This window comes from Burkholderia sp. 4NA327C6 (genome assembly GCF_005502655.1).
GTDB lineage: Bacteria > Pseudomonadota > Gammaproteobacteria > Burkholderiales > Burkholderiaceae > Burkholderia > Burkholderia contaminans.
Window position 1 is genome coordinate 89,229 of record NZ_SCNZ01000010.1, and the last position, 26,326, is coordinate 115,554.

A 26,326-nucleotide genomic window follows, 5' to 3' on the forward strand; every position below is an offset into this window, starting at 1 on the left:
TGTCTCCGATATCGTTATGCGACGGACCGGGCGAGCGGGGCCGATCCGGTTGACTCAAGTTGTCTATACAACTTAAATGTGAACGAATGATAACAAGCCGGGCCGGGTGACCGGAATCGGGTATTCCCTGACTGGCGCGACGGGCGCAACAGGGGGCTGGGCGGTCGCGCTTCGAGGGCGCAGGCCGCATGGAACGGGCAGGTCATGCTTCGGGGATCGTTGAATCGGGGAGCGCCGGGGCCGATCCGCGGCACGCGCGGGCCGGCCACCGGCGGGGTAGAGCCGCGCTCAGGCGGGCAGGCGGATCACGCTCGCATCCTTGCGGATCAACAGCGACGAAGCCAGCATCTGCTTGCACTGGTGCGCGAGCACCTTCAGGTCGTGCGTGAGCTCGGCACCCACCGCATCGGATTTCTCCGCGGACACGACCATCGCGTCAAGGTCGCGCGTGATCTGCCTCGACGCGTCGAGCTGGTCGGCGGGCGGCGGCTCGCCTGCTTCGGCCTTCTCGAGATTGTCGAGCACGGCGGCGAGGCCGCGATGCAGCGCGTCGTCGTGGAGGATGCTGCCGTCGGCCGCGCAGGCCGCGCGGATCAGCGGCGCAGCGGCCGTGATCTGCGCGCCGAGCACGTGCGTCTGCACGAGCAGGTCGTTCAGTTCGGGCACGAAGCGCTGGTGCGCCTTCGGCTCGATCATCATCCGCTGGAACGCCTGCCCGAGATTCGCGAACGCGATGTGTACGTCCTTGCGCGCGAGGCGGTAGCGGTAGTCGTCGTCGAGGGTCGTGGCCGGGGTTTCGATGGCCGCGGCGACGACCGGCACGACGGCCGCGCCGTCGGCGGCCGGCACCGGCGGCGGCGACAGGCCGCGCCCGGCGCGCCACACCGCCTCGAAATACTTGCGGGTGGCGGTGAGCATGTCGGCGACCTGCTTGCCCATCAGCCGGTATTCCCAGTACGGGAACAGCCGGCTCGCGGCGATCGCGATCATGCAGCCGACCACCGTGTCGATCGCGCGCTCGCCGATGATCCGCATGCTGCCCGGCGCGAGCAGGTGGAACATCAGCAGCACGTACGACGACGTGAACACGACGCTCGCCGCGTAGTTGAACAGCAGCAGGCTGTAGCTCATCACCATCGACCCGAACATGATCGCGATCAGCAGGTGCGTATCCTTGACCGTGTAGATCAGCGCGACGCTCGCCGCGCAGCCGATCAGCGTACCGACGATACGCGCCGCGTTGCGCTGCTTGGTGAGCGAGTAGCCGGGCTTCAGGATGATGATGGTGGTCATCACGATCCAGTACGCGTTCGTGAGCGGCAGCAGCCGGCCGAGCCAGAACCCGACCGCCACCGCGATCGTCACGCGCAGCGCGTGGCGGAAGCTCGGCGAGCGCATGTTCAGGTTCGAGAAGATCAGGAGCGGCGACATCCGGCGGCGCTGCAGGAAGCGCGTGAGCGCCTTGTCGATCTTCAGTTCGGTTTGCTGCGGATCGGCGTGGCCCGACAGGTTGCGGCGCATCCGCTCGATCAGGCGCGTCGCGCTCCAGATGCGCCGGAACGTGGCCAGCACGGCCGCGTATGCTTCCGCGTTGGTGGCCGGGAAGTTCTTCTTGCGCATCAGCTCGATCTCGTACTCGATCGCGCGCAGCTCGGCCTTCACGCTGATCCGTGAATGCGGTGCGCGGTTCTCGAGCACCGCGAGGCCGATCTCCTCGAGATCGGCGGCCGCCTTGCGGATCAGGTCGCGGTAGAAAATGATCAGATCGGAGCCGCCGAACGTATTGCGCACCAGCGGGTAGTCGGTGTGGGCGCCGACGAACAGCTCGTGCAGGTCGACGCTGTTGATGAACAGGTTGTACATCGTCGTGCGGCCGGGGTCGAGCTTGCCGCGCCGCAGCTTCGGCAGGTTGCGCAGCACGATGTCGCGCGCGGTTTCCTGCGTTTCGACCGCCGTGATCTGCTTGGCGACGAGATTGCGGTAGCACTCGTCGAGATCGGCATCGAGATCGTAGAACTGCGCGCGCGCGAGCAGGTAGTCGGCGCACGCGAACAGGCTCTCGGCGAGCGCCTGCTGCTCGATCCGGCGCGCCTGCCATTGCGACACGAGCGTGGCCCAGTACGTGTACCAGAGGCCGCCCGCGAGGATCCAGCCGGCGTTGATGAACGCCTGCAGCGGCGTAAACTTCTCCTCGAGCGTCATCACCATCATGAACAGCGTCGCGAAGCTGATTTGCGGCCAGCGGTTGCCGTAGACGACGATCAGCGACAGCACGAAGGTGAGCGGCACGATGGTGAGCCACAGCACGAAGATGTTCGGCGTCGCGAGGCCGGTGGCGAGCGCGGCCAGAAAACCGATCACGCTGCACGCGAGCATTTCGTTGTGCTTGTACTTGAGCGGGCCCGGCATGTCGACAACGCAGGCGCCGAGCGCGCCCGTCGAGATCGTGAAGCCGAGCTCCCGGTTGTGAAACACGATCAGGCACAGCACGGCCGGCAGCGAAACGCCGACCGCGATCCGCAGGCCGCCGAAAAAGTACTGGCTGTAGAAAAACTTTCTGATTTCGACCGAATAGCGCATCGATGGGCTGAATGGCAGACGAAGACGCCCGGGGGCGGCGTCTTGACTGGCGACGAGTCTATCGTATTTCGCGATCCGTAAAACCTGGCTATCCGGACGAGGTCCGCGACGGCGGCCCATTTGCTATCCTTGGTGATCCTGTTCGCCCGGCCCGGCCGGCGCGAGGTTCCGACGCCCGCTTCATGCTCCATCTCTTCTATTCGAACCGTCACGAAACGCTGGCCGATGCGCTGCTCGAGGATCTGGCCGCGTTCCCGGCCCGCAATGGCCCGTGGGCGCCGCAACAGGTCATCGTGCCGAGTGCGGCGCTGCGCCGCCGTCTCGAGCTCGACATCGCCGCGCGCAACGGCGTGTGCGCGAACGTCGAGTTCACCTATCTCGCGCAATGGCTGTGGGCGCAGATCGGTCACGTGATGGAGGTCCCCAAGCGTTCGCCGTTCGCACCCGACCGCCTCGTGTGGCGCTGCTACCGGCTGTTTGCACAGGCGAACGACGGGGCGCCGTGGCTCGCATCGCCGCGGCTGGCCGCCTACCTGTCCGCGTCCGACGATGCGATGCGCTACGAGCTGGCACACCGCGTGGCGGCCGTGCTCGACCATTACCTGACCTATCGCCCCGAATGGCTGGCCGCATGGCAGGCCGGCGAGTCCGTGCTCGCGGGCGACGGCGCGCCGCGCGGGGTCAGCGACGCCGCGCGCGACGACGAGCGCTGGCAGGCCGCGCTGTGGCGCGCGCTGCTCGCGGAGCTGAGCGACAGCGGCACGCCGCCGGCGCACCGTTTCCTCGTCGAGGCGCGCCATCTCGATCCCGAAACCATCGCGCGTGCGGATTGGCCGGAATCGGTCAGCGTGTTCGCGCTGCCGACGATGCCGCCGCTGCACGTCGCGTTGCTGCGCGAGCTGTCGCGCTGGATCGACGTGCGCGTCTATGCGCTGAACCCGTGCCGCGAATTCTGGTTCGACATCGTGACCGCCGCGCATGCCGAGGCGCTCGATGCGGCCGGGCGGCTCGACTACCAGGAAGTCGGCCATCCGCTGCTCGCCGAATGGGGCAGGCAGACCCAGGCGCAGCTGCACATGCTGCACGAACTGACCGAAAGCGCCGCGTCGGGCGACGCGTCGCGTTTCGTCGAGAATCCCGCGCCGACGTGGCTCGCGCGCGTGCAGAACGCGATCCTCGAACTGCGGCCGGAGGCGGAAACCGGCGACACGCCGGCCGAGCGCGGGATCGAAGTGCACGTGTGCCACAGCCTCGCGCGCCAGCTCGAGGTGCTGCACGACCGGCTGCTCGCATGGTTCGACGCCGACGCGAGCCTGCAGCCGTCCGACGTGCTCGTCGCGGTGGCCGATCTCGCCGCGGCCGGGCCGCTGATCGACGCGGTGTTCGGCACGGCCGGCGCCGGCGGCTCGCGTGTGCCTTACCGGATCACCGGCCTGCCGCCGTCGCAGGCGAACCCGGTCGCGCGCGTGCTGCTCGACTGGCTCGCGTTGCCGGAGCGGCAGGTCGGCGCGCCGGAACTGGTCGAATGGTTGCGCGTCGACGCGGTGGCGGCGCGCTATGGCATCGATGCGGCGGCGCTGGAGACGGTGCAGACCTGGCTCGCGGCCGCCGGCGCGCGGCGCGGGCTGTCGCCGCGCGCGAGCGACGACGCGGCGGTGCCGTCGCCGCGCCATACGTTCTCCGATGCGCTCGCGCGGCTCTTTCTCGGTTACGCGATGCCGGAGGGCGCGGCGCCGGTCGGCGCGTGGCTGCCGATCGAGGCGGCCACCGGCAGCGAGGCCGAACTGCTCGGCCGGCTCGCGCGCTTCACCGACGATCTCGACGGCTTCGCGCGGCGGCTGGCCGAATCGCATACGCCGCAAGGCTGGAGCGAACTGTTCGCCGATACGCTCGCACGTTTCTTCGATTCGGGCGCCGCGTATGCGGACGCGCTCGCGGGTGTGCGCGACGCGCTCGACGCGATGCTGGCCGCGATGACGGAGGGCGCGCCCGATGAAGCGTTGCCGGCGGCCGTCGTCCGGGCGGGGTTGGCCGCCGCGCTCGACGACCCGGCGCGCGGCGGCGTGCCGTGGGGCGGTGTCACGTTCTCGTCGCTGACGAGCCTGCGCGGCCTGCCGTATCGCGTCGTCTGCCTGCTCGGGATGGACGATGGCGTGCTGCCGAGCCTCGCGCGCGCGGACGAATTCGATCTGATGGCCGTATTGCCGAAGCTCGGCGACCGCCAGCGTCGCGACGACGAGCGCAACCTGTTTCTCGACCTGCTGCTCGCCGCGCGCGACCGGTTGATGATCGCCTTCACGGGCCGCAGCATTCGCGACAACGCGCCGTTGCCGCCCGCGGCACTCGTCGACGAGCTGCTCGACCATCTCGCGCTCGTCACGGCCGGGCCCGACGCCGCGCCGGACGCGGTCGATGCCGCGCGGCGCGCATTCGTCGTCGAGCATCCGCTGCAACCGTTCGCGGCCGCGTATTTCCAGCCCGGCAGCGAACTCGTTTCCTTCGACGCAGAGCGTGCGACGCTCGCGTCGCTGCTGGCCGCCGAGGCGTCGCGCGACGGGCCGCGCGAGCTGCCGTTCTTCGCGCAGCCGCTGCCGGCCGAACCGGTCGAGCTGGTCGCTTTCAGCGAATTCGAGCGCTTCTGGCGCCATCCCGCACGTGCGCTGCTGCGCGCGCGGCTCGGCATCGTGCTCGCCGACGCGCAGGCCGAGCTGCTCGACACCGAGCCGTTCGCGCTCGACTTCGCCGGCAGCGATGCGCTCGCCGAGCGCGTGCTGCCGTTGCTGATCGAGTCGGACGAGGGCGGCGTGCACGATCACGCGCTACGCATTGCGGACGCGAGCCCCGAACTGCCGGGCGGTGCGACAGGCGCCGTATGGCGCGACCAGGCGCTCGGTTCGATGACGCAGCTTGCGTCGAACGTGCGCCGCGCGCTGGCCGACGGCATGGAGCGGCGGCCGTTCACGCTCACCGTCGTGCCGGCCTGGCCGGACACCGAACAAGCGCTGTTCGGCGCCGACGACGCGCGGCTGTCGGCCGACGCGGTGAGCGCGCCGCTCGACCTGCACGGCACGCTGAACCGGCTCACGCCGGCCGGGCAGATCATCTATCGCTATGCGCGGCCGAGTGCGCGCGACTACTTGTCCGCGTGGCTCGCCCATCTCGTCTACTGCGCGGTGGAGCCCGGCGGCCCGCGCCGCACGCTGTGGTTCGGCAGCGGCGGCGCATTCGAGCTGACGCCCGTCGCGGCGCCGCTCGAGCAGCTCGCGCCGCTGGCCGCGCTGTTTCGCGCGGGGCGGCGCATGCCGCTGCGGTTTTTCCCGCGCAGCGCGTGGGCGAGGGTATCCGACGGCGAGGCGAAGGCCGCCAGCGTCTGGATCAACGAACGGGTCGTGAGCGAAGCCGACGATCCGGCCATCGCGATCGCATGGCGCGGTGCGCATGCATCGCTCGACGAGCCGTTCGGCACGCTCGCGCACCTCGTGTTCGATCCGCTCGTCGAGCATCTGAAGGAGGTCGCATGAGCGCCGTGTCGCAGCCGCAGCAGGCGCTCGAACTCGACGTGTTCGCGTGCCCGCTCGACGGCGTCAACCAGATCGAGGCGTCGGCCGGCACCGGCAAGACCTGGAACATCTGCGCGCTGTATGTGCGCCTGCTGCTGGAAAAGGATCTCGGCGCGGACGAAATCCTCGTCGTGACCTTCACGAAAGCGGCGACCGCCGAGCTGCACGAGCGGATTCGCGGCCGGCTCGCGCAGCTCGCGCATGCGCTCGACACGGGTGACGACGGTGGTGATCCGTTCATCGAGCGTCTGCTCGAAACCACGCTCGGCGAAGACGGTGCGCTCGATCCCGAAACGGCCGCGAAGCGGATCCGGCGCGCGCTGCGCGCATTCGACCAGGCCGCGATCCATACGATCCACGCGTTCTGCCAGCGCGCGCTGCAGGAAGCGCCGTTCGCGGCGGCGATGCCGTTCGCGTTCGACATGGAGGCCGACGACGCGTCGCTGCGCTTCGAGCTCGCAGCGGATTTCTGGCGCACACGGGTCGAACCGGCGGCCGCGCGCTGGCCGGGCTTCGCGACCTGGCTCGTCGAATCGGGCGCCGGCCCGGCCGCGCTCGATGCGCAGCTCGCGCGGCGGCTGAAGAAGCCGCTCGCCGCGCTGCGCTGGGACGGCGTGACCGAGCCGGACGAATCGGCCGAGGCGGCGGCGGCCGAGTGCTTTGCCGAGGCCGGGCGGATGTGGGCGGACGAGCGCGAAGCGATCGATGCGTTGCTGCGCGCCGCGCAGCCCGCGCTCAATCAGCGTTCGCACAAGCCCGAAGCCGTGGCCGATGCACTGGCCGCGTGGGCCGCGCATTTCGCGCAGGGCGACGCGACGGCTGCGCTGCCGAAGGCCGCGCTGAAGCTCACGCGCACCGCGCTCGTGAAGGCGACGAAAAAAGGCGGCGCGACGCCCGAGCATGCATTCTTCGACGTGGCCGACGCGCTCGAAGCGGCCGTGGCGGCGGCCGAGGCCGCGCAGCGCGCACGCTGGCTCGCGCTGATCGCCGAATGGCTCGACATGGCGCCGGGCGAGCTGGCCGAGCGCAAGCGCACGCGGCGCGTCGTCTCGTTCGACGATCTGCTCGCGAACCTGTACCACGCGTTGCATGCGCATCCGTGGCTTGCCGAGACGCTGCGCGCGCGCTATCCGGCCGCGTTGATCGACGAGTTCCAGGATACCGACCCGCTGCAGTTCGCGATCTTCGACCGGATCTTCGCACCGGGCGGCCCGCTGTTTCTGGTCGGCGATCCGAAGCAGGCGATCTACAGCTTCCGCGCGGCCGATCTGCATACCTATCTTGCCGCGCGCGCACGGGCGAGCGCGTGCTACACGCTCGCGGTCAACCAGCGTTCGACGCCCGCGATCGTCGATGCGTGCAACCGCTTCTTCATGTCGAATCCGCGCGCGTTCGTGCTCGACGGGCTCGACTATTACGCGGTGCGCGCGGGCACGCGCGTGCGCGCGCCGTTCGTCGACGCAACCGATCCGGGCCCGGCAGGCGACTTCCGGGTATGGGCGTTGCCGGGAGGCGAAGGCACGTTGCTCAAGCGTGATGCGCAGGCCCAGGCCGCGCAGGCCTGTGCCGCCGAGATCGCACGGCTGATGCGCGGCGCGCGCGAAGGGCGCGTGCGGCTCGGCGAGTCGCCGCTGTCGCCGGGTGACATCGCGGTGCTCGTGCAGACGCACCGGCAGGGCAGTCTCGTGAAGCGCGTGCTGGCCACGTGGGGCATCGGCAGCGTCGAACTGGCGCAGGCCTCGGTGTTCTCGACCGGCGACGCCGAGCAGCTCGAACGCGTGCTGGCGGCGATCGATGCACCGGGCGACCTGCGGCGCTTGCGCGCGGCGCTCGCATCCGACTGGTTCGGGCTCGACGCCGGCGCGCTGTGGCGGATGGAGCAGGGCGACGGCGACCCGCAACGGCAAGCATCGGCGGCGGACAGCGCCGACGCGATGAGCTGGGTCGAGCGCTTCTCGCGCTATCGGCTGTTGTGGCGTGAACGCGGCTTCGCGGTGATGTGGCGCACGTTCACCCGTGAACTGAGGATTGCCGAGCGCCTGATGGCCGGCGCGGACGGCGAACGCCGCGTGACCGACATCAACCATCTGGCCGAGCTGACGCAGGCTCGCGCGTCCGCGCAGCCGGGCATCGCGCCGACGCTGCGCTGGCTCGCCGCGCAACGGCTCGACGGCGGCGGCGAGGAAGCGCAGCTGCGGCTCGAATCCGATCGCAACCTCGTGCAGATCGTCACCGTGCACAAGTCGAAAGGCCTCGAATATGCGATCGTGTTCTGTCCGTTCCTGAACGACGGCGGGTTGCGCGAGCCGCCCGCGTCCGCGTTGCCCGATGCGCGCGAGTATCACGACGACGCGGGCGACGCGGTGCTGCATTACGGGTGCGACGACGAGGCAGCCGAGCATGCGGCGCGGCAGGCGCTGCGCGAGCAGGCGGCGGAACGCGCGCGGCTCGTCTACGTGGCGCTCACGCGCGCGGTCTATCGCTGCTACGTCGTCGCCGGGCCGTACCTGTCGTCGCGCTCGACGCGTGAATCACGACGTAGCGTGCTCAACTGGCTCGTCGTAGGCGCGGGCCAGTCGTTCGATGCATGGCTCGACGAGCCGCCCGACGAAGCGGCGCTCGATGCGGCGTGGCAGGCGCTCGCGGGTGGCCCCGTGAGTGTCGCGCCGCTGCCGCCGCCCGCGCGCCCCGAGCGTCTCGCGGCCGGGCACGACGCGTCGCAGACCCTCGCGGCGCGCCATGCGACGCGCGTGCTGCGCGATGCGTGGCGGATGGCCAGCTTCAGTTCGCTGACCGCGTCGATGGCGCGCGAGGAGGCGGGCGTCGCGGCCGTGCCCGATGACGAGCTGCGGCCCGATCACGATGCGCTTGCCGCGGTGGTGCCGGAGGGCGAATGGCTATTGGCCGATACGGTCGCGCCCGAGCCGCCGGACGACGATATCCTCGTGTTCCCGCGCGGCGCGGCGGCCGGCGAGTGCCTGCACCGCCTGTTCGAGCTCAGCCGCTTCACCGAGCCCGAGTCGTGGCCCAGGGCCGCGCTCGGCGCGCTGCACGACCGGCCGGTCGAGGCCGTGCCCGAGCTGGCCGCGCGCCTGCCGGCAATGATGGTGAAGCTGGTCGACGATGTCGTGCATACCGAGCTCGTGCCGGGCATGCGGCTCGCCGATCTCGATCCCGCGAAGCGGCTCGACGAAATGGGTTTCCTGTTCCCGGCGCCCGCGCTCGACCTGATGGCGCTGCGCCGGCTGCTGGTCGCGCACGGCTATCCGGACGTTGCACTGGAGGCGGGCATGCTCGCCGGTTTCATCAAGGGTTTCATCGACATGATCGTCGAACACGACGGCCGCTTCTGGATCGTCGACTGGAAGTCGAACCATCTCGGCACGACGCCGGACGCCTATGGCCCGCGCGCGCTCGACGTCGCGATGGCCGATCACGCGTATCACCTGCAGGCGCTGCTCTATACGGTCGCACTGCATCGCTACCTGCGCGGGCGGCTGCCGGACTACGACTACGACACGCATGTCGCGGGCTACCTGTACCTGTTCGTCCGTGGCGTGCGGCCCGGCTGGCGCAGCGGCGGCGAACCGGCCGGCGTGCATGCGCGGCGGCCCGAGCGCGCGCTCGTCGACGCACTCGACCGGATGATGGAAGGGGGCCGCGCATGAACATGAACGTGCAGGACGACACGCTCGAATTTACCGGCGGCCTCGTCGCGCGGCTGCCCGAACCCGCCGATTTCGGCATTGCACTCGCGGAAGGTTTCGCGCGCCGCATCGGCGATCTGGCTCGTCGCGCCGGTGCGCCGGCCACGGCTGCACGGTGGGCGGCGCGCGCCGCGTTCGCGACGAGTCGCGCGACCGCGGGCGGCCACGTATGCGTCGCGCTCGGCGCGCTCGCGCAGCGGTACGAAGCACCGCTCGACGAAGTCCGCTCGGCGCTCGCCGCGAGCGGCGTGGTCGCATTCGGCACGCTCGCACGCGGCGACGAGCGGCCGCTGATCGTCGACCGCCACGACCACCTGTACCTGTCGCGCTATTTCGACTACGAACGGCGGCTTGCCGATGCGCTCGTCGCGCAGGCCGGTGTGGCCGCGCCGGACGAAGGTCTCGCGCCCGACCGGTTGCGCGACAGCCTCGCGCGTTACTTCGGGCCGGCAACCGGCGAAGTCGACTGGCAGCGCGTCGCGGCGATCGTCGCGCTGACGGGCCGCGTGACGATCGTCAGCGGCGGCCCGGGCACGGGCAAGACGACGACCGTCGTCGGCGTGCTGGCCTGTCTGCTCGACGCGCATCCGGGGCTGCGCGTCGCGCTGGCCGCGCCGACCGGCAAGGCCGCGCAGCGGATGCAGGAAGCACTGCACGCACGGGCCGGCGACCTGCCGCCCGAACTCGCGGCGCGCCTGCCGGAGACGTCGTTCACGCTGCATCGGCTGCTGGGCGGTGGCGGGGCGGCCGGCTTCCGGCATCATCGAGACAATCCGCTGCCGTACGACCTGATCGTCGTCGACGAGGCGTCGATGATCGACGTTGCGCTCGCCGCGCATCTGCTCGATGCGCTCGCGCCGGGTGCGCGGCTCGTGCTGCTCGGCGACAAGGACCAACTGGCCGCGGTCGAGGCGGGCGCCGTGTTTGCGGAGTTGAGCGCGCGGCCGGCGTTTACCGCCGCGGCGCGCACGCGCATCGCGCAGGCGCTCGGCATCGACGAGGCGGCATTCGTCGCGGCGCTGCCGGTGCAGGACGAAGCCGCGACCGCTGCGATTCACGTCGCGCATCCGGCGAGCGCGGCGGCGCGGGCCCGGGCGCCGGCGCCTGCCGCGGCCGCTACGCCCAAACCTGCGTCGCGCCGGAAAGTCGATGAGCGACAGGCATCGCTCTTCGACGACGAACCGCAGGAGGACGAAGTTTCGCCGACCAGCGTCGCGCCGCCGCCGGTCGCAGGTCCGGTGCCGACCGAAGCCGGTGAGCCGGGCGAGGCCGGCGCGGCAGGCGAGGCCCCCGCGTGGATCGAGGTCGACGAACTTGCGTGGCTCGACGCCGTCGAGCTGCCGCCGTTCGACGCGGGCGACGCGGCGCTTGCATCGGTCACGTCGCTACTGCCCGGCGAACCGGCCGCCGCGCCCGCCACGCCCGCACCCGCACCGCTCGCCGACTGCGTGGTCTGGCTCGAACGCAATTACCGCTTCGGCCTCGATTCACCGATCGGGCGGCTGTCGCTCGCGATCCGCAGCGGCGACGTGCAGGCCGCGCTCGACGCGCTGCCCGCCGACGATTCGGCCGCCGCGTCATTCCACGACGATGCGGGCGAGTCGCTCGCGTCGTCGACGGTCGAGCGGCTCGCGCGCCGCTTCGGTGCTTACCTCGACGCGTTGCGCGACACGCTGGCCGCGCCGGTGCCCGATCCGCTGCCGCTGTTCGACGCGCTCAACCGGTTCCGGATCCTGTGCGCAACCCGCAGCGGCTTGCGCGGCGCGGAGCACGTGAATGCGCTCGTGGCCGCGCACGTGCGCCACGCGGCGCGGGTGCCGCTGGCGGTCGGCGCGCACTGGTTCACGGGGCGGCCGATCATGGTGACGCGCAACGACTATGCGCTCGGGCTGTTCAACGGCGATATCGGCATCGCGCTGCCCGACGCGCACGGCGTGCTGCGCGTGTGGTTCAGGCGTGCGGACGGCACCGCGCGCGCGGTGTCGCCGGCCGCGCTGCCGCCGCACGAAACCGCGTTCGCGCTGACCGTCCACAAATCGCAGGGCTCGGAATTCGACGAAGCCGCGCTCGTGCTGCCGGCGTCGTTCGGCCGCGTGCTCACACGCGAACTCGTCTATACGGCGGTCACGCGTGCCCGCACGCGCGTGCAGGTGATCGGGCCGCGGCGCGTGCTGGCGCAGGCGGTCGCGACGCGTACGCAGCGCGATTCGGGGCTCGCGGCACGCGTCGACGAGGCGCTTGCACGGCGCCGCACGGAGGCTTCGCGATGATGATCCGCTATACGCTCGATCCGGCCGAAGTCGAATGGACGGCCGTGCGCGCGCAGGGCGCGGGCGGGCAGAACGTGAACAAGGTGTCGAGCGCGATCCACCTGCGCTTCGATATCCGCGCGTCGTCGTTGCCGCCCGTCATCAAGGAGCGGCTCCTCGCGCTGTCCGACCAGCGCATCACGCGCGACGGCATCGTCGTGATCAAGTCGCAGGAATATCGCACCCAGGAGAAGAACCGCGAAGCCGCGCTGGCGCGACTCGATGCGTTGATCAGCGGTGTTGCGTTCACGCCGCGCGCGCGGGTCGCCACGCGGCCGACGCGTGCGTCGAAGGAGCGGCGGCTCGAGCACAAGTCGCGCCGCAGCGTGGTGAAGTCGGGGAGAGGGAAGGTGATCGACTGACGAACGGATGAGCGGACGAACGACGGGTGCGGTAGCTGGTCGTCCGCCGTCGTGCCGGCTAGCGCATCACGGTCCCGGCGCTGTCGAGCACGAAGTCGACGCAGAACACGACCAGCCGGCTCAGCGCGTGGATCGCGACGGCGGCCGTATAGCAGTCGCGGCCTTCCGTCAGCGAGAAGTGCGGGCCCATCAGCGCGACGCGTCCGGGCGCGGCGATCGCGCGCTGGAAATACGGGCGCCGCGACCAGTTGCTGTGGGTTTCGGGGAAGAGCGGTGAAAGGCGGGTGGCACCCGCCTGGCCGTCGTCGGTGCGCGCGCCGATCGACGGCAGGAACTGCTCGCCGGTTTCGTCGGTGACGAACACGCGGCGCGCGGCCGGTACTGCGAACACGCGTTGCGCGGCGTCCTGCAGGTTGCCGCTTGCGGAAAACGCCGCCGCGCCGGACAGCACGAGCCGCTCGATCGCGTCGAAGCCGGGCTGCTCGGCGGCGACCGGCGTGTGCCGGCGTGCGATGAAGCGCCGCCACGCGGCGTCGAGCATCGCGGGCGCTGCCGCGCTGGCATGCGCGATCGATGCATCGGGCTGGCCGAACTGGAAACCCTGCACGAAATCGATGTCGGCTTCCATCAGCGCCTGCAGCGAGTCGTCGCTCTCGACACCCTCGGCGAGCACCATCGCACCGGCCTGATGCAGCATCGACACGAGGTGATGCATGATGCGGCGGTCCTCGGCCGAACCGGTCGAGCGTACGACGAGCGAGCGATCGAGCTTGACGATGTCGGGTCGCGTGCGCCACACGCGGTCGAAGTTCGAGAATCCCGTGCCGAAGTCGTCGATCGCGATCAGGAAGTCGCGATGCTGGATCATGTCGATCGTGCGCGCGAGCGCGGCTTCGTCGCGTGCAGGCTGTTCGACGACTTCCAGCACGATGCGGTTCGGCGGCAGCGAGAAATGCCGGCACAGCGCCTCGACGAATTCGCGCTGCACGAGGCCCGAGTCGAGCACGCGCGGCGTGACGTTCAGGAACAGCCAGCCGTCGCCGATACCCTGCGCGACGAAGTTGGCCGTATGCAGGCAGCGCGCGAGCCGGTCGAGCAGCAGCGCGTCGGCGTCGGCACGCGTCCTGTCGAACAGCGCGGCGGGCGAGATCATTGCGCCGTTCGAATCGACGACGCGCAGCAGCGCCTCGTAACCGACGACCCGCTTGTGCGTGATCGACAGTACGGGCTGGAACACGCTGCGCAATGTCGTGGTGCGATAGGTGGCGACCCAGCCGCCGGGTGTCGGCGTGAGGCGTTCGAGCAGGGAGTCGAGCGAGAGGTCGCGGGCGGGCTTCATGTCAACGATGCCCGGGAATGAGCGGCGCAACGGCAGCGCGCCGCCACGCCGAAGCAGTCGCACGCGCCGGCGGACGCGAAAGGACGTGGGGCATCGAGACCGCCTTCTGCGGGTAAGTGTCTGGAGTGTAACGGGAATGCGGCCGCTCGCGTATCAGGGAAACTCCAGACGCACGCGGGAATGCGACTGCGGCGGGCGCTGCCCGCATGCGCGCCGTGCATGATCGCCGCGTAGCGTCGGGCGTCGCCGCCCGCACATGACAATCCGTCAGCATGGCAGGCGTGCGGCGAGGCGGGAAATCCCGACAGCCGGCACATGGCGAGCGACGGTCGCCGTCAGCGGAATGCCGGCCGCGCTGCGGCACCATCCGCGGCGCGGCGATGAACGATCGGCGCCCGGTCGGCAGTCATGACGGCCGGAACGAACGGCGGCGCGCGCACCCGAAGTATCGTCAGGTCGCTTCGCCGCTGCGCGGCCGGATCCCGGGAATCCGCTTGATCACGCCGGTCGCGAGCGCGGTGCCGACGAGCACGATCGCGCAGCCTTCGATCATCACGGCCGACACGTGTTCACCGAGGAACAGCGCGCCCCACAGCAGACCGAACACGGGGATCACGAACGTCACGGTAATCGCTCGCGCGGGGCCGATGTGGGCGATCAGGTGGAAGAAGATGAAATATGCGATGCCCGTACAGGCGACGCCCAGGGCGAGCACCGAGGCCCACGCGTGCGCGCTGACCGGCGCGGCCGGCCAGGTGGCGATCGCGAACGGCAGCAGCAGGACGGTCGAGCCGATCATGCTGCCGGTCGCGTTGACGAGCGGATCGACGCCGGTCAACTTGCGCTTCGTGTAGTTGGCCGCGATGCCGTACAGCAGCGTCGCGCCGAGGGCTGCCGCGGCGGCGAGCGCGGTCGCGGCGGCGCCCGCCTCGCCGTGCGCATTCGCGATCTGGTTCCACACGAGCGTGAGTACGCCGGCGAAGCCGATCACGAGGCCGAGCGCGCGCGGCAGCGACAGCTTGTCCTTCAGCCACAGGTACGCCACGAGCGCGCCCCAGAGCGGTGTCGTCGCGTTGATCACCGACGTCACGCCGGCCGACAGCGTCAGTTCGGCGAACGCGAACAGGCAGAACGGGATGCCCGAGTTTAGCGCGCCGACGACGAACAGCGGCCACGCATGACGGCGCAGCCGTGCGCCGAGATCGGCGGGTTTGAAGCGCGTGAGCGCGAAGCCGCCGAGAAACAGCGCGCCGATGCCCACCCGCAACGCCATCAGCGGCGCGACGCCGAGATCGACGACGCCGATCCGGATGAACAGGAACGACGCACCCCACAGGGCAGCGAGCACGGTCAGCAGCAGGGCGTTCTTGGGTGACATCGATCGTGAAGGGCAGGGACGGGATGCAGAGAATCTTACACCGCGTTACCGTGCCGTCGTTTCACGTTTCGATGAAATGACAAGAAACGGGAATGTCGCCGGTGGGCGGCGTGGGGCGGCCGCCCACCGGCGGTCTTGCCCGATCAGTGATGGCGCCAGCCGCCGCGTCCGCCGAAGCCGAAGTTGAGCGAAACCGCCGGTCCCCAATAGCCGCCCCACGCAGGTGCATAGGCCGGTGCCGGATAGTAATAGGCCGGGCCCGGATCGACGTAGACGGGAGCCGGCTGCACGGGAGCCGCCGTGTAATAACCGCCGGGATAATAGCCGTACGGGTAGTAGCAGCCGGCGAGCGTCACGCAGGCGAGCGCCGCAGCGACGAGGGTCCTGTTCATGATGTCTCTCCGGCGGAGCCGGCAATCGGCAGATGCTTAAGCTTAGGCCGCGCGCCGATGACACGGTGTGCAAAACGGTAACGGATCATTTCCGCGGCAGGCTGCCCGTCACGTTGCGGCGCCGCGTGCGAAAACGGCGCTTCCGCATCGCGGAAACGCCGTCTGGCCGACCGTCGCGGCGCGTTGCGCCGCTTACTTGCCGACCTGGTTACCGATGATGCCGCCCGCCGCTGCGCCGCCCAGCGTCGACAGCGCACTGCCGCCGATTGCCGCGCCGGCGACGCCGCCGACGCCCGCACCGATTGCCGTGTCGCGCTGGCGTCTCGACATCGAGTCACAGGCCGACAGGCTGGCCACGGTCGCGACGAGCAGCGTGCATATCCCAATACGCCGTATCGAATTCATGATCGTTGTCCTTGCGGTTGTGAACAGAGGACGCGCGACCGGCCGGCGGCCGCGCATGAACCCAATCTACGCGCCGTCCTCCGACGCTGCTGTAAGCACTTGTTAAGGCTCGCGCGGTTTCGTAATGAATTGTTTCGGGTGGTTTTCCGATGCGGCGGCAGGCACGCGACATGCGCAAAAAAGCCCGCTCGAAAGCGGGCTTCGTGCCTGGCGAGGCGGTGCGGCAGTCCTCGCCGGACCGCGCGTTCGCTTACTGACGATGATAGATTTCGGCGCCGGTCTTGACGAACTCGACCGCCTTCACTTCCATCCCTTTCTTCAACGCTTCGGTTTCCGACACGCCTTGCTGCGCCGCGAACTCGCGCACGTCCTGCGTGATCTTCATCGAGCAGAAGTGCGGGCCGCACATCGAGCAGAAGTGCGCGACTTTCGCGGAATCCTTCGGCAGCGTTTCGTCGTGGAATTCGCGCGCCTTGTCCGGATCGAGGCCGATGTTGAACTGGTCTTCCCAACGGAACTCGAAGCGCGCCTTCGACAGCGCGTTGTCGCGCACCTGCGCGCCCGGGTGGCCCTTTGCGAGATCGGCGGCATGCGCGGCGAGCTTGTACGTGATGATGCCTTCCTTCACGTCGTCCTTGTTCGGCAGGCCCAGGTGCTCCTTCGGCGTCACGTAGCAGAGCATCGCGGTGCCGAACCAGCCGATCATCGCGGCGCCGATGCCCGACGTGATGTGGTCGTAGCCCGGTGCGATGTCGGTGGTCAGCGGCCCGAGCGTGTAGAACGGCGCTTCCTTGCACCAGTCGAGCTGGAGATCCATGTTCTCCTTGATCAGCTGCATCGGCACGTGGCCGGGGCCTTCAATCATCACCTGCACGTCGTGCTTCCATGCGATCTGCGTGAGCTCGCCGAGCGTCTTCAGCTCGCCGAGCTGCGCTTCGTCGTTCGCGTCGTAGATCGAGCCGGGGCGCAGGCCGTCGCCGAGCGAGAAGCTCACGTCGTACGCCTTCATGATCTCGCAGATCTCTTCGAAGTGTTCGTACAGGAAGCTTTCCTTGTGGTGCGCGAGGCACCACTTCGCCATGATCGAGCCGCCGCGCGACACGATGCCCGTCATCCGGTTCGCGGTGAGCGGCACGTACTGCAGGCGCACGCCCGCGTGGATCGTGAAGTAGTCGACGCCTTGCTCGGCCTGTTCGATCAGCGTGTCGCGGAAGATTTCCCAGGTGAGGTCCTCGGCCTTGCCGTTGACCTTTTCCAGCGCCTGGTAGATCGGCACCGTGCCGATCGGCACCGGGCTGTTGCGGATGATCCACTCGCGCGTTTCATGGATGTGCTTGCCGGTCGACAGGTCCATCACCGTGTCGCCGCCCCAGCGGATCGCCCACGTCATCTTGTCGACTTCCTCGCCGATCGACGACGTGACGGCCGAGTTGCCGATGTTCGCGTTGATCTTCACGAGGAAGTTGCGGCCGATGATCATCGGCTCCGATTCCGGGTGATTGATGTTCGCGGGGATGATCGCGCGGCCGCACGCCACTTCCGAGCGCACGAATTCCGGCGTGATCTCGGCCGGCGCGTTCGCGCCGAATGCCGCTGCGCCGAACGCCTGGCCCGGGTGCTGGCGGCCCATCATCGCGGCGAGCTTCGCGCCGTTCGGGCCGCTCGCCTTCAGGCTCTCGAGGTACTCGGCGCGGCGCTGGTTCTCGCGGATCGCGATGTATTCCATTTCCGGCGTGATGATCCCCTGGCGCGCATAGTGCATCTGCGTGACGTTCTTGCCGGCCCGGGCACGGCGCGGATTGCGGTGCAGGCCCGGGAACCGCAGGTCGGCGGTGGCCGGGTCGGCCGCGCGCTCGAGGCCGTACTGGCTCGACAGGCCGCCGAGCACTTCGGTGTCGCCGCGTGCCTCGATCCAGCCTTGGCGCAGCGGGGCCAGGCCCGCGCGGATGTCGATCTTCGCGTCCGGATCGGTGTAGGGGCCCGACGTGTCGTACACGTAGATCGGCGGATTCTTCTCGCCGCCGAAGCCGGTCGGCGTGTCGGCCTGCGTGATTTCACGCATCGGCACGCGGATGTCGGGCTGCGAGCCGGTTACATAGACCTTTCGCGAATTGGGCAGCGGGGCGACGGCCGCGGCATCGACATGAGCGTCGGCGGACAGAAACTTCGGATTGGCGTTCATGCAATCTCCTGTGTGAGCGCCGGACAGGCGCTTCGGCGCTTGCCCGGAGCCCTTGACGTATGTGGGGCTCGAGCTAAGCAGGAGACGAGGCTTGGTGAGGCGGCGGATTTCGTCAGAAGGATGGCGGCGAATTCCGTACGCTTCCCTGCGCTGGCATTATCCAGATCAGGTTCAAAGGGTATTTCTCACCCGCAATGCCGGTTGTTTGACCGGGCGCATTGCAGGACCCCCGCGTTAGCAGGGCACACGATACACTGGCTTGGCGGCGGTTTCAACCGGCAGAGGATCGGCTGTCCCGGTGCGGCCGCAGCATGACGGGCGGTACGGTGGCCCGTCGAAATGGCAGCGCGCGTCGCCGCCGCATGGCCCCCCGGCATGGCCGGCCACGGCGAAGCGGTGCAGCATGACGCGCTTTCGCGCAACTTCAAAAAAAATTTTCGCAGCGGCTGTCATTTCCCGCGACGTCGTCCGTCTATTCGGCTCCTTAAACCCATGTTGTTTTGGAGAGATGTCATGAAAAAAGTACTGATTGCCGCTTGCGTCGCCGCTTTCGCCACGATCGCCACGGGCGCCCATGCACAGAACGATGCGATGTCGCAGCCGGGTTCGTCGATGTCGAAGGACGCGATGGGCCACGACGCGATGGCCAAGGATGCAATGGGCCATGACGCGATGAAGAAGGACGGCATGAAGAAGCATGCGATGAAGAAAGACGCGATGAAGAAGGACGCGATGTCGCACGACGAGATGGGCAAGCCGTCGGGCGACAAGATGGCGCCGTCGAACTGACGAAAGGCGGACGCGGCGCGGCCGGCGCGTGCGTCGCACGACGGCCGCCCGCATCGCGTCCCGTCGACTCATACCGGGAGTCTTCATCATGCAAACCGTTCCCGCCACCGGCCGCGCGGCCGCCACGCCGCCCGCGCGCCCGATCCATCCGCTGTGGGTGCGCGCGAGCCACTGGCTCAACGCGCTCGCGGCGATCCTGATGGTGCTGTCCGGCTGGCGCATCTACGACGCGTCGCCGATCTATCCGCCGTTCACGTTCCCGCACGGGATCACGATCGGCGGCTGGCTCGGCGGCGCGCTGCAATGGCATTTCGCGGCGATGTGGCTGCTCGTCTTCAACGGGCTGTTCTATCTGACGATGTCGATTGCGACGGGGCGCCTCGCGCGCAAGATGCTGCCCGTCACGCCGGCGTCGATCTGGCGCGACGTCCGTGCCGCGCTGGGCGGGCGGCTGTCGCACGCCGACCTGAGCGTCTACAACGCGGTGCAGCGTGCCGCCTACCTCACCGCGATCGTCGATATCGTCGTGCTGGTGCTCTCCGGGCTCACGATCTGGAAATCCGTGCAATTCCCGCTGCTGCGCGAATTGTTCGGCGGCTACGACAACGCGCGTGTCGTGCACTTCTGGGCGATGTCGCTGCTCGTCGCATTCTTCGTCGTTCACGTCGCGATGGCGCTGCTGGTGCCGCGCTCGCTGCTCGCGATGCTGCGCGGGCGCTGACCCGTCAACCTCGGGTGAAGGAAATCATCATGTCGGAATCCGAAAACAAGCGCGACGGTTCGCGCTGGACGCTCGACCGGAAGTCGCTCGAACTCGACGTGCGCCGCGAGCTCGAGATGCCGTCGCGGCGGCTGTTCAACCGGCGCGTGCTGACGCTCGGCGGCCTGACGATGCTGACCGGCTGCACGCTGAAGGACGACGCGTCGGTCAACACGTTCCTCGAAACGGTGTCGCGCATGAACGACCGCGTGCAGGCCTGGCTGTTCAGCGGCGAGCGGCTCGCGCCGACCTACACCGAAGCCGACATCACGCGACCGTTCCCGTTCAACGCGTTCTACGGGATCGACGACGTGCCGCACGTCGACGCGTCGACGTACCGGCTCGTGCTGTCCGGCCGCGTGACGGGCAAGCGCGTGTGGACGCTCGACGAACTGTATGCGCTGCCGCACGCGGAACAGATCACGCGGCATATCTGCGTGGAAGGGTGGAGCGCGATCGGCCGCTGGGGCGGTACGCCGTTCGGCGCGTTTCTCGCCCGCGCCGGCGCCGATACGCGGGCGAAGTACGTCGGCTTCAAATGCGCCGACGATTACTACGAGAGCATCGACATGCCGACCGCGCTGCATCCGCAGACGCTGCTCGCATTCGACTACGACGGCCATCGTCTGCCGCCGGAGTTCGGTTTCCCGATGAAGCTACGGATGCCGACCAAGCTCGGCTACAAGAATCCGAAGCACATCATGGAGATCTTCGTGACCGATACGTTTCCGGGCGGCTACTGGGTCGACCAGGGGTACAACTGGTTCGGCGGATCGTGAGCGGTGCGGTGCGTGGTGTGCGGTGGCGGCGCATGCGCGTGCCGCGATGCATCGGGCATCGCGGCACCGCACGAGATGCGTCACGCGGATTCGCGCACCTGGAGGTCGACGCGCAGGCCGACGGCCGCCGCCATGTTCACGAGGGCGTCGAGCCCGAACAGGTTGATCTTGCCGCGCATCAGGTCGGAGACGCGCGGTTGCGTGACGCCCAGCTGTTTCGCGGCCTGGGCCTGACTGAGCTCGAGCTGCGCAATGCGCTGCTTGAGCGCGATCATCAGCCCGGATCGCAGCTTCATGTTCTCGGCTTCGGCCGGCTGGCCCTCGAGTGCGTCCCAGACGCTTGAATAACGGTCGTTGGTCATCGTTTCCTCTCCATCGTCAGCGCGCGATAGCGCCGGGCGGCCAGTTCGATATCGGCCCGGGTCGTGCGCGCCGCTTGCTTCCGGAAGCAGTGCAGCACGTAGACGGCGTCGGCGAATGTCGCGACGTAAATGATCCGGAACGCGCCGCTCGCATCGCGCAGGCGAATTTCCCGCACGCCGACACCGACGGTACGCATCGGCTTCCAGCCGTCGGGCGCGAACCCGCGTTGTACCTGGTCGATCTGGTGGCCGGCTTCGCGTCGCGCAGGCAGCGGAAAGCCGCGAAGATCCGCGAGCGCGCTGCCGACGAAAACAACAGGTTTCGGCGGGAGAATGGTTGGATTATACAAAATTTTGTATGAGCAGTGCGGGTGTCGAAGAAAGGTCGTCCGGCGCATGAGGTGCGTGAGCCGACCGTCACGATAAGGGGGAAGCGCTGGCCGGCGTGCAGGACTGGCCGTTCGGCCGATGGCTGACCCGGTTGCGACGGAGGGCGTGGATGGCGGGTCGGATCGACATCCCGGCAACGCATGCGTGTCGCGTATCCGGCCCCCGATTTCACCCGCCCGCCGGCCGGGAAATGTCGCGCGGAAACATCATTCGCGATCCTTTCAGACAGGTCCGACGATGCTTTCGAATCCTTGATGCCATAATGCCGAGCGTGCGCAGCCGAAACGGTTGCGCGCGTTTTTTTGTCCCTCTGCCGCCGCTTGCCGGTTCTCTTTCGTCGCCGTTCGCACTGCCATGTCGTTCCGCACGTTCGCTCTGCCTTCCCGGTCCCGCCAGGGCCGTTTGCCGGCATCGCCGGCGTCTTTCAGCGGAGCACGCGGCGTGATGTGCGGGCAGGCTGCGCAATGACGCCGCTCGACCGTCTCCTCGATTTCTTCGCCCGCTTCTCGTTCCGGATCCGCCTGCCGCAAAGCCGCGGCGGTCGCGTCGCGCTGGCGCTCGTCTTCATCTATTTCGTCTGGGGTTCGACCTACAGCGGCCTGCATTTCGCGCTGCAGTCGTTCCCGCCGCTGCTGCTGTCGGGGCTGCGCAACCTGCTCGGCGGGATCGGCCTGTTCATCTTCGCGCTGCGGCGCAAGCCCGAATGGCCGACGCTGCTCGAAATCCGCAATGCGGGGATCGTCGGCACGATGCTCGTCGCGCTGTCGTCCGGCACGATCGCGCTCGGGATCAGTCTGGTCAGCAGCGGCTCGGCCGCGGTGATGGTGGCGACGGTGCCGCTGTTCGCGACCGTGATCGCGGCGGTTGCCGGGCGGCCGGTCACGAAAGGCGAGTGGTCGGCCGTCGCGCTCGGGATGGTCGGTATCGTCGTGCTGAACTCCGGCGGCGCGGCCGCGCAGAGTTCGGCGCTCGGCACGATCTGCGTGCTGGCCGGCGCCCTGTTCTGGGCCGGCGGCGCGCATCTCGCGACGCGGCTCAAGCTGCCGTCCGACCTGTTTCTGTCGACGTCGCTGCAGATCGGCCTCGGCGGCATGATCTCGACGCTCGTCGCGTGGCTGGTCGGCGAACGTGTCGAACACCTGATGGTGGGGCCGGTGTTCGCGTTCCTGTATCTGATGGTGTTCTGCACGATGGCCGCGTACGTCGCGTACGGCTACCTGATCCGCCACACGAGCCCGATCATCGCGAGCAGCTGCATGTACGTGAACCCGATCGTCGCGGTCGCGCTCGGCGCGCTGCTGCTTGGCGAGCCGGTGACGATGGCCACCGTGGTCGCGACCGTCGCGATCCTCGGCAGCGTCGGGCTGTCGTTCGTGTTCGATCCGGCGCGCCGGCCCGCGGCGCGCGCGGCGGCTGCCAGTTCGGCGGCCGCGGCAGCCGCGTCTACGGTGGAGGCTGCATCGGCGCCCGAACCGATCGCGGTGCCGGATGCGGCACCGATCCTGGCGCCTTCCGCCGTCCCGCTGGCCGTGCCGACTCCGGCTGCCGTGATGGATCCTGTCTCGGTCGTTGATCCGGCACCGGCGTTCGCCACGCCGCCGATTGCTGAACCGGCATCGGCGTTCACGCCGTCACCTGCCGCCGAACCGGCCGCACCCCGCGCCGACGCGTGACGCGGCCGTGGCCGGTCGCGTTCAGCCGCGCCGGCCTCCGCGATGGTGGGACCAGCCCCCAAGCGCGGTGAACACCAGCCCGGTCGTGCACATGCCGATCCAGCCGAACGCGTGCCATGCGGCGACGCCGGCCGACGAGCCGAGTGCGCCGCCGATGAAATAGCACACCATGTACACCGTGTTGACGCGGCTGCGCGCCTCGGGCTTCAGCGCATAGATGCGCGACTGGTTCGAGATCTGCGCGGCCTGCACGCCGACGTCCAGCACGATCACGCCGATCACGAGCCCGACGAGGCTCGAACCCGACAGCGCGAAGATCACGAACGACAGCGCGAGCAGCGCGATCGCGAGCGAGATGATCGCGCGCGGGCCGCGCTTGTCCGCGAAGCGGCCCGCGTACGGTGCCGCGAGCGCTCCCGCCGCGCCGACGATCCCGAACAGGCCCGCGGTCTGCGGGCCGAGATGGAACGGCGCGCCGGCGAGCAGCAGCGTCAGCACGGGCCAGAACGCGCTGAACGCCGCGAACAGCGCGGCGCCCGTCAGCGACGCCTCGCGCAGCCCGCGCAATTCCACCGCCAGATGCCACATCGAGCCGAGCAGCTTGCCGTACGACAGCGTCGACGTCGGCGAGCTGCGCGGCAGCCGCAGCACGATCACGGCGGCGAGCGCGACGAGCGCCGCGACCGACGCGGCGAACACCGCGCGCCAGCCGAAATACTCGGCGACGAAGCCGGCAGCCGTTCGCGCGAGCAGGATGCCGAGCAGCAGGCCGCTCATTACGGTGCCGACCGCATGCCCGCGTTCGGCGGGCGGCGCGATCTCGGCGGCGAACGGCACGGCCTGTTGCGCGATGGTCGCGAGCACGCCGATCGCGAGGCTCGCGACGGCGAGCACGGCCAGCGACGGCGCGGTAGCTGCGACGATCAGCGCGATCGACAGGCCGGCGATCTGCATCAGGATCAGCCCGCGGCGGTCGAAGCGGTCGCCGAGCGGTGCGAGCAGGAACATGCCGGCCGCATAGCCGAGCTGCGTCGCGGTCGGCACTGCGCCGATCCACGACGCGCCGTCGGGAAATGCCGAGCGGAAGCTGTCGAGCAGCGGCTGGTTGTAGTAGATGTTCGCGACGGACACCCCCGCGATCGTCGCGAGCAGCAACAGCAGGCTGCGCGAATAGTGGGGCGAGGCGGTGTCGGTCGGGCGGTCGGTGAAGGCGGTGGACATGGCTGCGCGAACGGAAGTGGGGCGGCGCAGCGCGCGGCGCACGCGTCGGGTGCGCAGGCGGGCGGGGCGCCGTCGAGGCTGCCGATCATACCGGAGCGACGTGAATCCTGCCGGACGGCGGCAAATCGGCCAAACCGGCCGAACCGGTGTATCCGGCCGGCCGCTGCCCGTCATCGTGCGTGCGTCGACCCGTCAGTCGACCAGCTCACCCGTCGGTTCATAGAACGGATAAGGCCCGGCGCCTTCGTCGACATACACGTGATGCGACGTCATCCCCGCATCGGGCACATGGTGATGGACCGCGAAGGCCGGCGGTTCGAGCCGGAACGCGGAGGGCGCATCGGTTCGCAGGTCGAATGCGACCTGATGCGCGGGCGACGGCACCGCAACTGCGAGCGTGCCGCCGAAGCGCGTGAACATCGTGCGATGCACGTGGCCGCACAGCACGCGCTCGACGTTCGGGTGGCCGCGCAGCAGCGCGTCGAGTTTCGCGGAAGCGGCGGGCGCGAGGCGCAGCTTGTCCATGTGGCCGATTCCCGACGCGAACGGCGGGTGATGCAGCGCGACGATCACGGGCCGGTCGCGCGCGGCGTCGAGCTGCGCGGCGAGCCAGGCGAGCCGTGCGTCACACAGGTCGCCGTAGCTGGCGCCCGGCACCTGCGAATCGAGCGCGAGCACGCGCACCGCGCCGACGTCGAGCGCGTACTGCACGAATTCGCCCGCCTGCAGCTCGGCGCGATCGGCGAACGCGCGGCGCAGCCCGGCGCGGTCGTCGTGATTGCCGATCATCAGGTAGTACGGAATCTCGAGCGCGGCGAGCAGCCCGTGCAGGTTGCCGTACTCCTCGTCGTGGCCGAAATCGGTCAGGTCGCCGGTGACGAGCACGGCGTCGGGGCGCGGCACGAGCGCGTTCAGTCTCTCGATGCAACGCGTGAGCGCGGCCGCGGTGTCGACGCGCCGGTACGCGAGCTGTCCCGGGCGCTTGATGTGGAGATCGCTGATTTGAGCAAGCAGCATCGTCGTTCCTCGGAATCGTATGGTTGTTGTCGCGGCGTCGTGCGCCGCGGTGGGGTGCTGCATGAATGATGCCGGAATGGCGGATCAGGCGCCGAGCGCGATCAGGCCTTCCGGTGCGACCGTGAGGCCGACCGCCGTGCCGCGTGCAAGCGCGATGCGGCCCGGCACGTCGATCACGAGCGCATCGGGCGCCGCATGCTCGATCGTGAGCCGCGTGCGCTCGCCGAGGAACGCGCACGCACTCACGGCACCGCGCAGCGGCGCATGCGCGGGGTCGGCGAGTTGCGCATCCTCGGGGCGAAAGAACCACTCGTCGGCGGCGTGCGGCGTCGCAATCGCGCCGCCCGTGGTCACCAGCGTACCGTCGCGCCATTGCCCGGCGAGCCGGTTCAGCGTGCCGATGAACTGCGCGACCGTGCGATTCGCCGGATGGTAGTAGATGTCGCGCGGCGTGCCGATCTGCTCGATGCGGCCTGCGCCCATCACGACGATCCGGTCGCCGAGCTCCATCGCCTCGGCCTGGTCGTGCGTCACGTAGACCGTCGTCACCCCGAGTTCGCGCAGCAGCGTATTCATCTCGCGACGCAGCGTGTCGCGCAGCTTCGCGTCGAGCGCGGTCAGCGGCTCGTCGAGCAGCAGCACGCGCGGTCGCACCGCCAGTGCGCGGGCCAGTGCGACGCGCTGGCGCTGGCCGCCCGACAGCTGGTCGATGGGTTTGTCCGCGTGCGCGTCGAGCCGCATCATCGCGAGCAGCTCGTCGACACGCTCGCGCAGCGCGCGCGGCTCGGTCTTGCGGATCTTCAGCCCGTAGCCGACATTGCCGCGCACCGTCAGGTTCGGAAACAGCGCGTAGTTCTGGAACACCATGCCGACCTGCCGGCGCTCGATCGGCAGCGCGGTGACGTCGTCGTTGCCGAACGCGATCGTGCCGCCGGCGTCCGGCGTGTCGAGGCCCGCGATCAGGCGCAGCGTCGTGGTCTTGCCGCAGCCCGACGGCCCGAGCAGCACGAGCGTTTCGCCCGCGCCGATCGACAGGTCGAGCGGTTCGAGCACGCGCGTGCCGCGGAACGTCTTCGCGCAGCGGGTCAGGGTGATGGGAGTGGAATCGAGTTTCATGTCTG

19 protein-coding genes and 1 riboswitch are annotated in these 26,326 nt (G+C 69.3%); of the genes, 8 read left to right on the forward strand and 11 right to left on the reverse strand.

The annotated features are described in order from the left end of the window. Positions 1 to 288: 288 nt before the first annotated feature. A complete protein-coding gene (locus FFS49_RS12915; protein WP_105815702.1) occupies positions 289 to 2,580 on the reverse strand; it encodes an FUSC family membrane protein in 2,292 nt (763 codons plus the stop codon). 182 nt (positions 2,581 to 2,762) lie between these two features. On the opposite strand from FFS49_RS12915, the gene recC reads away from it, so the two are divergent. Genes recC through arfB form a run of 4 tightly spaced genes read left to right on the forward strand, consistent with a single transcriptional unit; the run spans position 2,763 to position 12,518 of the window. After that, complete coding sequence (recC, locus tag FFS49_RS12920; protein ID WP_137951006.1) at positions 2,763 to 6,101, forward strand: exodeoxyribonuclease V subunit gamma; 3,339 nt, start codon at positions 2,763 to 2,765, stop codon at positions 6,099 to 6,101. Then, complete coding sequence (recB, locus tag FFS49_RS12925) at positions 6,098 to 9,808, forward strand: exodeoxyribonuclease V subunit beta (protein ID WP_105815704.1); 3,711 nt, start codon at positions 6,098 to 6,100, stop codon at positions 9,806 to 9,808. The genes recC and recB overlap by 4 nt, the downstream gene beginning before the upstream one ends. 2 nt (positions 9,809 to 9,810) lie before the next feature. Further along, positions 9,811 to 12,117, forward strand: a complete 2,307-nt coding sequence (locus tag FFS49_RS12930; protein WP_105815760.1) for an AAA family ATPase — start codon at positions 9,811 to 9,813, stop codon at positions 12,115 to 12,117. Further along, on the forward strand, positions 12,114 to 12,518 hold the full coding sequence (gene arfB, locus FFS49_RS12935; RefSeq protein ID WP_039352282.1) for an alternative ribosome rescue aminoacyl-tRNA hydrolase ArfB: 405 nt from the start codon (positions 12,114 to 12,116) through the stop codon (positions 12,516 to 12,518). Before FFS49_RS12930 ends, arfB begins: the two co-directional genes overlap by 4 nt. Before the next feature lie 58 nt (positions 12,519 to 12,576). Here the strand turns inward: arfB and FFS49_RS12940 are convergent, their stop codons facing one another. From FFS49_RS12940 to thiC, 5 genes are all read right to left on the reverse strand, one after another. Next, positions 12,577 to 13,857 carry an EAL domain-containing protein gene (locus FFS49_RS12940; RefSeq protein ID WP_071334204.1) on the reverse strand — a complete coding sequence of 427 codons (1,281 nt, stop codon included), beginning with the start codon at positions 13,855 to 13,857 and terminating at the stop codon, positions 12,577 to 12,579. Positions 13,858 to 14,308: 451 nt separating this feature from the next. Then, positions 14,309 to 15,235, reverse strand: coding sequence for a DMT family transporter (locus tag FFS49_RS12945; RefSeq protein WP_039352285.1), 927 nt, complete (start codon positions 15,233 to 15,235; stop codon positions 14,309 to 14,311). Positions 15,236 to 15,378: 143 nt separating this feature from the next. Then, positions 15,379 to 15,627, reverse strand: a complete 249-nt coding sequence (locus FFS49_RS12950) for a hypothetical protein (protein WP_039352288.1) — start codon at positions 15,625 to 15,627, stop codon at positions 15,379 to 15,381. 192 nt (positions 15,628 to 15,819) lie between these two features. After that, a complete protein-coding gene (locus FFS49_RS12955) occupies positions 15,820 to 16,032 on the reverse strand; it encodes a glycine zipper 2TM domain-containing protein (RefSeq protein ID WP_039352291.1) in 213 nt (70 codons plus the stop codon). 250 nt (positions 16,033 to 16,282) lie between these two features. Beyond that, positions 16,283 to 18,214 carry a phosphomethylpyrimidine synthase ThiC gene (thiC, locus tag FFS49_RS12960; RefSeq protein WP_071334206.1) on the reverse strand — a complete coding sequence of 644 codons (1,932 nt, stop codon included), beginning with the start codon at positions 18,212 to 18,214 and terminating at the stop codon, positions 16,283 to 16,285. 124 nt (positions 18,215 to 18,338) lie between these two features. After that, positions 18,339 to 18,455, reverse strand: a riboswitch (TPP riboswitch). 272 nt (positions 18,456 to 18,727) lie between these two features. On the opposite strand from thiC, the gene FFS49_RS12965 reads away from it, so the two are divergent. The 3 genes from FFS49_RS12965 (at position 18,728) to FFS49_RS12975 (ending at position 20,542) form a co-directional block, all read left to right on the forward strand. Then, positions 18,728 to 19,003, forward strand: coding sequence for a pentapeptide MXKDX repeat protein (locus FFS49_RS12965; protein WP_039352296.1), 276 nt, complete (start codon positions 18,728 to 18,730; stop codon positions 19,001 to 19,003). A gap of 88 nt (positions 19,004 to 19,091) precedes the next feature. Further along, positions 19,092 to 19,724 (forward strand): cytochrome b/b6 domain-containing protein, encoded by a 633-nt coding sequence (locus FFS49_RS12970; protein WP_105815705.1) that lies wholly within the window; start codon positions 19,092 to 19,094, stop codon positions 19,722 to 19,724. A gap of 29 nt (positions 19,725 to 19,753) precedes the next feature. Next, entirely contained in the window at positions 19,754 to 20,542 is a 789-nt protein-coding gene (locus FFS49_RS12975) for a molybdopterin-dependent oxidoreductase (protein ID WP_105815706.1), read from the forward strand. Positions 20,543 to 20,622: 80 nt separating this feature from the next. On the opposite strand, the gene FFS49_RS12980 is transcribed toward FFS49_RS12975, so the two are convergent. Next, a complete protein-coding gene (locus FFS49_RS12980) occupies positions 20,623 to 20,904 on the reverse strand; it encodes an XRE family transcriptional regulator (RefSeq protein ID WP_039352305.1) in 282 nt (93 codons plus the stop codon). After that, complete coding sequence (locus FFS49_RS12985; RefSeq protein WP_105815707.1) at positions 20,901 to 21,254, reverse strand: type II toxin-antitoxin system RelE/ParE family toxin; 354 nt, start codon at positions 21,252 to 21,254, stop codon at positions 20,901 to 20,903. Before FFS49_RS12985 ends, FFS49_RS12980 begins: the two co-directional genes overlap by 4 nt. 504 nt (positions 21,255 to 21,758) lie before the next feature. Here FFS49_RS12985 and FFS49_RS12995 point away from each other — a divergent pair. Beyond that, on the forward strand, positions 21,759 to 22,967 hold the full coding sequence (locus tag FFS49_RS12995) for an EamA family transporter (protein ID WP_105815708.1): 1,209 nt from the start codon (positions 21,759 to 21,761) through the stop codon (positions 22,965 to 22,967). Positions 22,968 to 22,988: 21 nt separating this feature from the next. On the opposite strand, the gene FFS49_RS13000 is transcribed toward FFS49_RS12995, so the two are convergent. The 3 genes from FFS49_RS13000 to FFS49_RS13010 form a co-directional block, all read right to left on the reverse strand. Then, complete coding sequence (locus FFS49_RS13000; protein WP_105815709.1) at positions 22,989 to 24,188, reverse strand: MFS transporter; 1,200 nt, start codon at positions 24,186 to 24,188, stop codon at positions 22,989 to 22,991. Between the two features lie 192 nt (positions 24,189 to 24,380). Then, on the reverse strand, positions 24,381 to 25,205 hold the full coding sequence (locus FFS49_RS13005; RefSeq protein WP_171026757.1) for a phosphodiesterase: 825 nt from the start codon (positions 25,203 to 25,205) through the stop codon (positions 24,381 to 24,383). A gap of 84 nt (positions 25,206 to 25,289) precedes the next feature. Then, a complete protein-coding gene (locus FFS49_RS13010) occupies positions 25,290 to 26,321 on the reverse strand; it encodes an ABC transporter ATP-binding protein (protein ID WP_039352318.1) in 1,032 nt (343 codons plus the stop codon). Positions 26,322 to 26,326 lie beyond the last annotated feature (5 nt).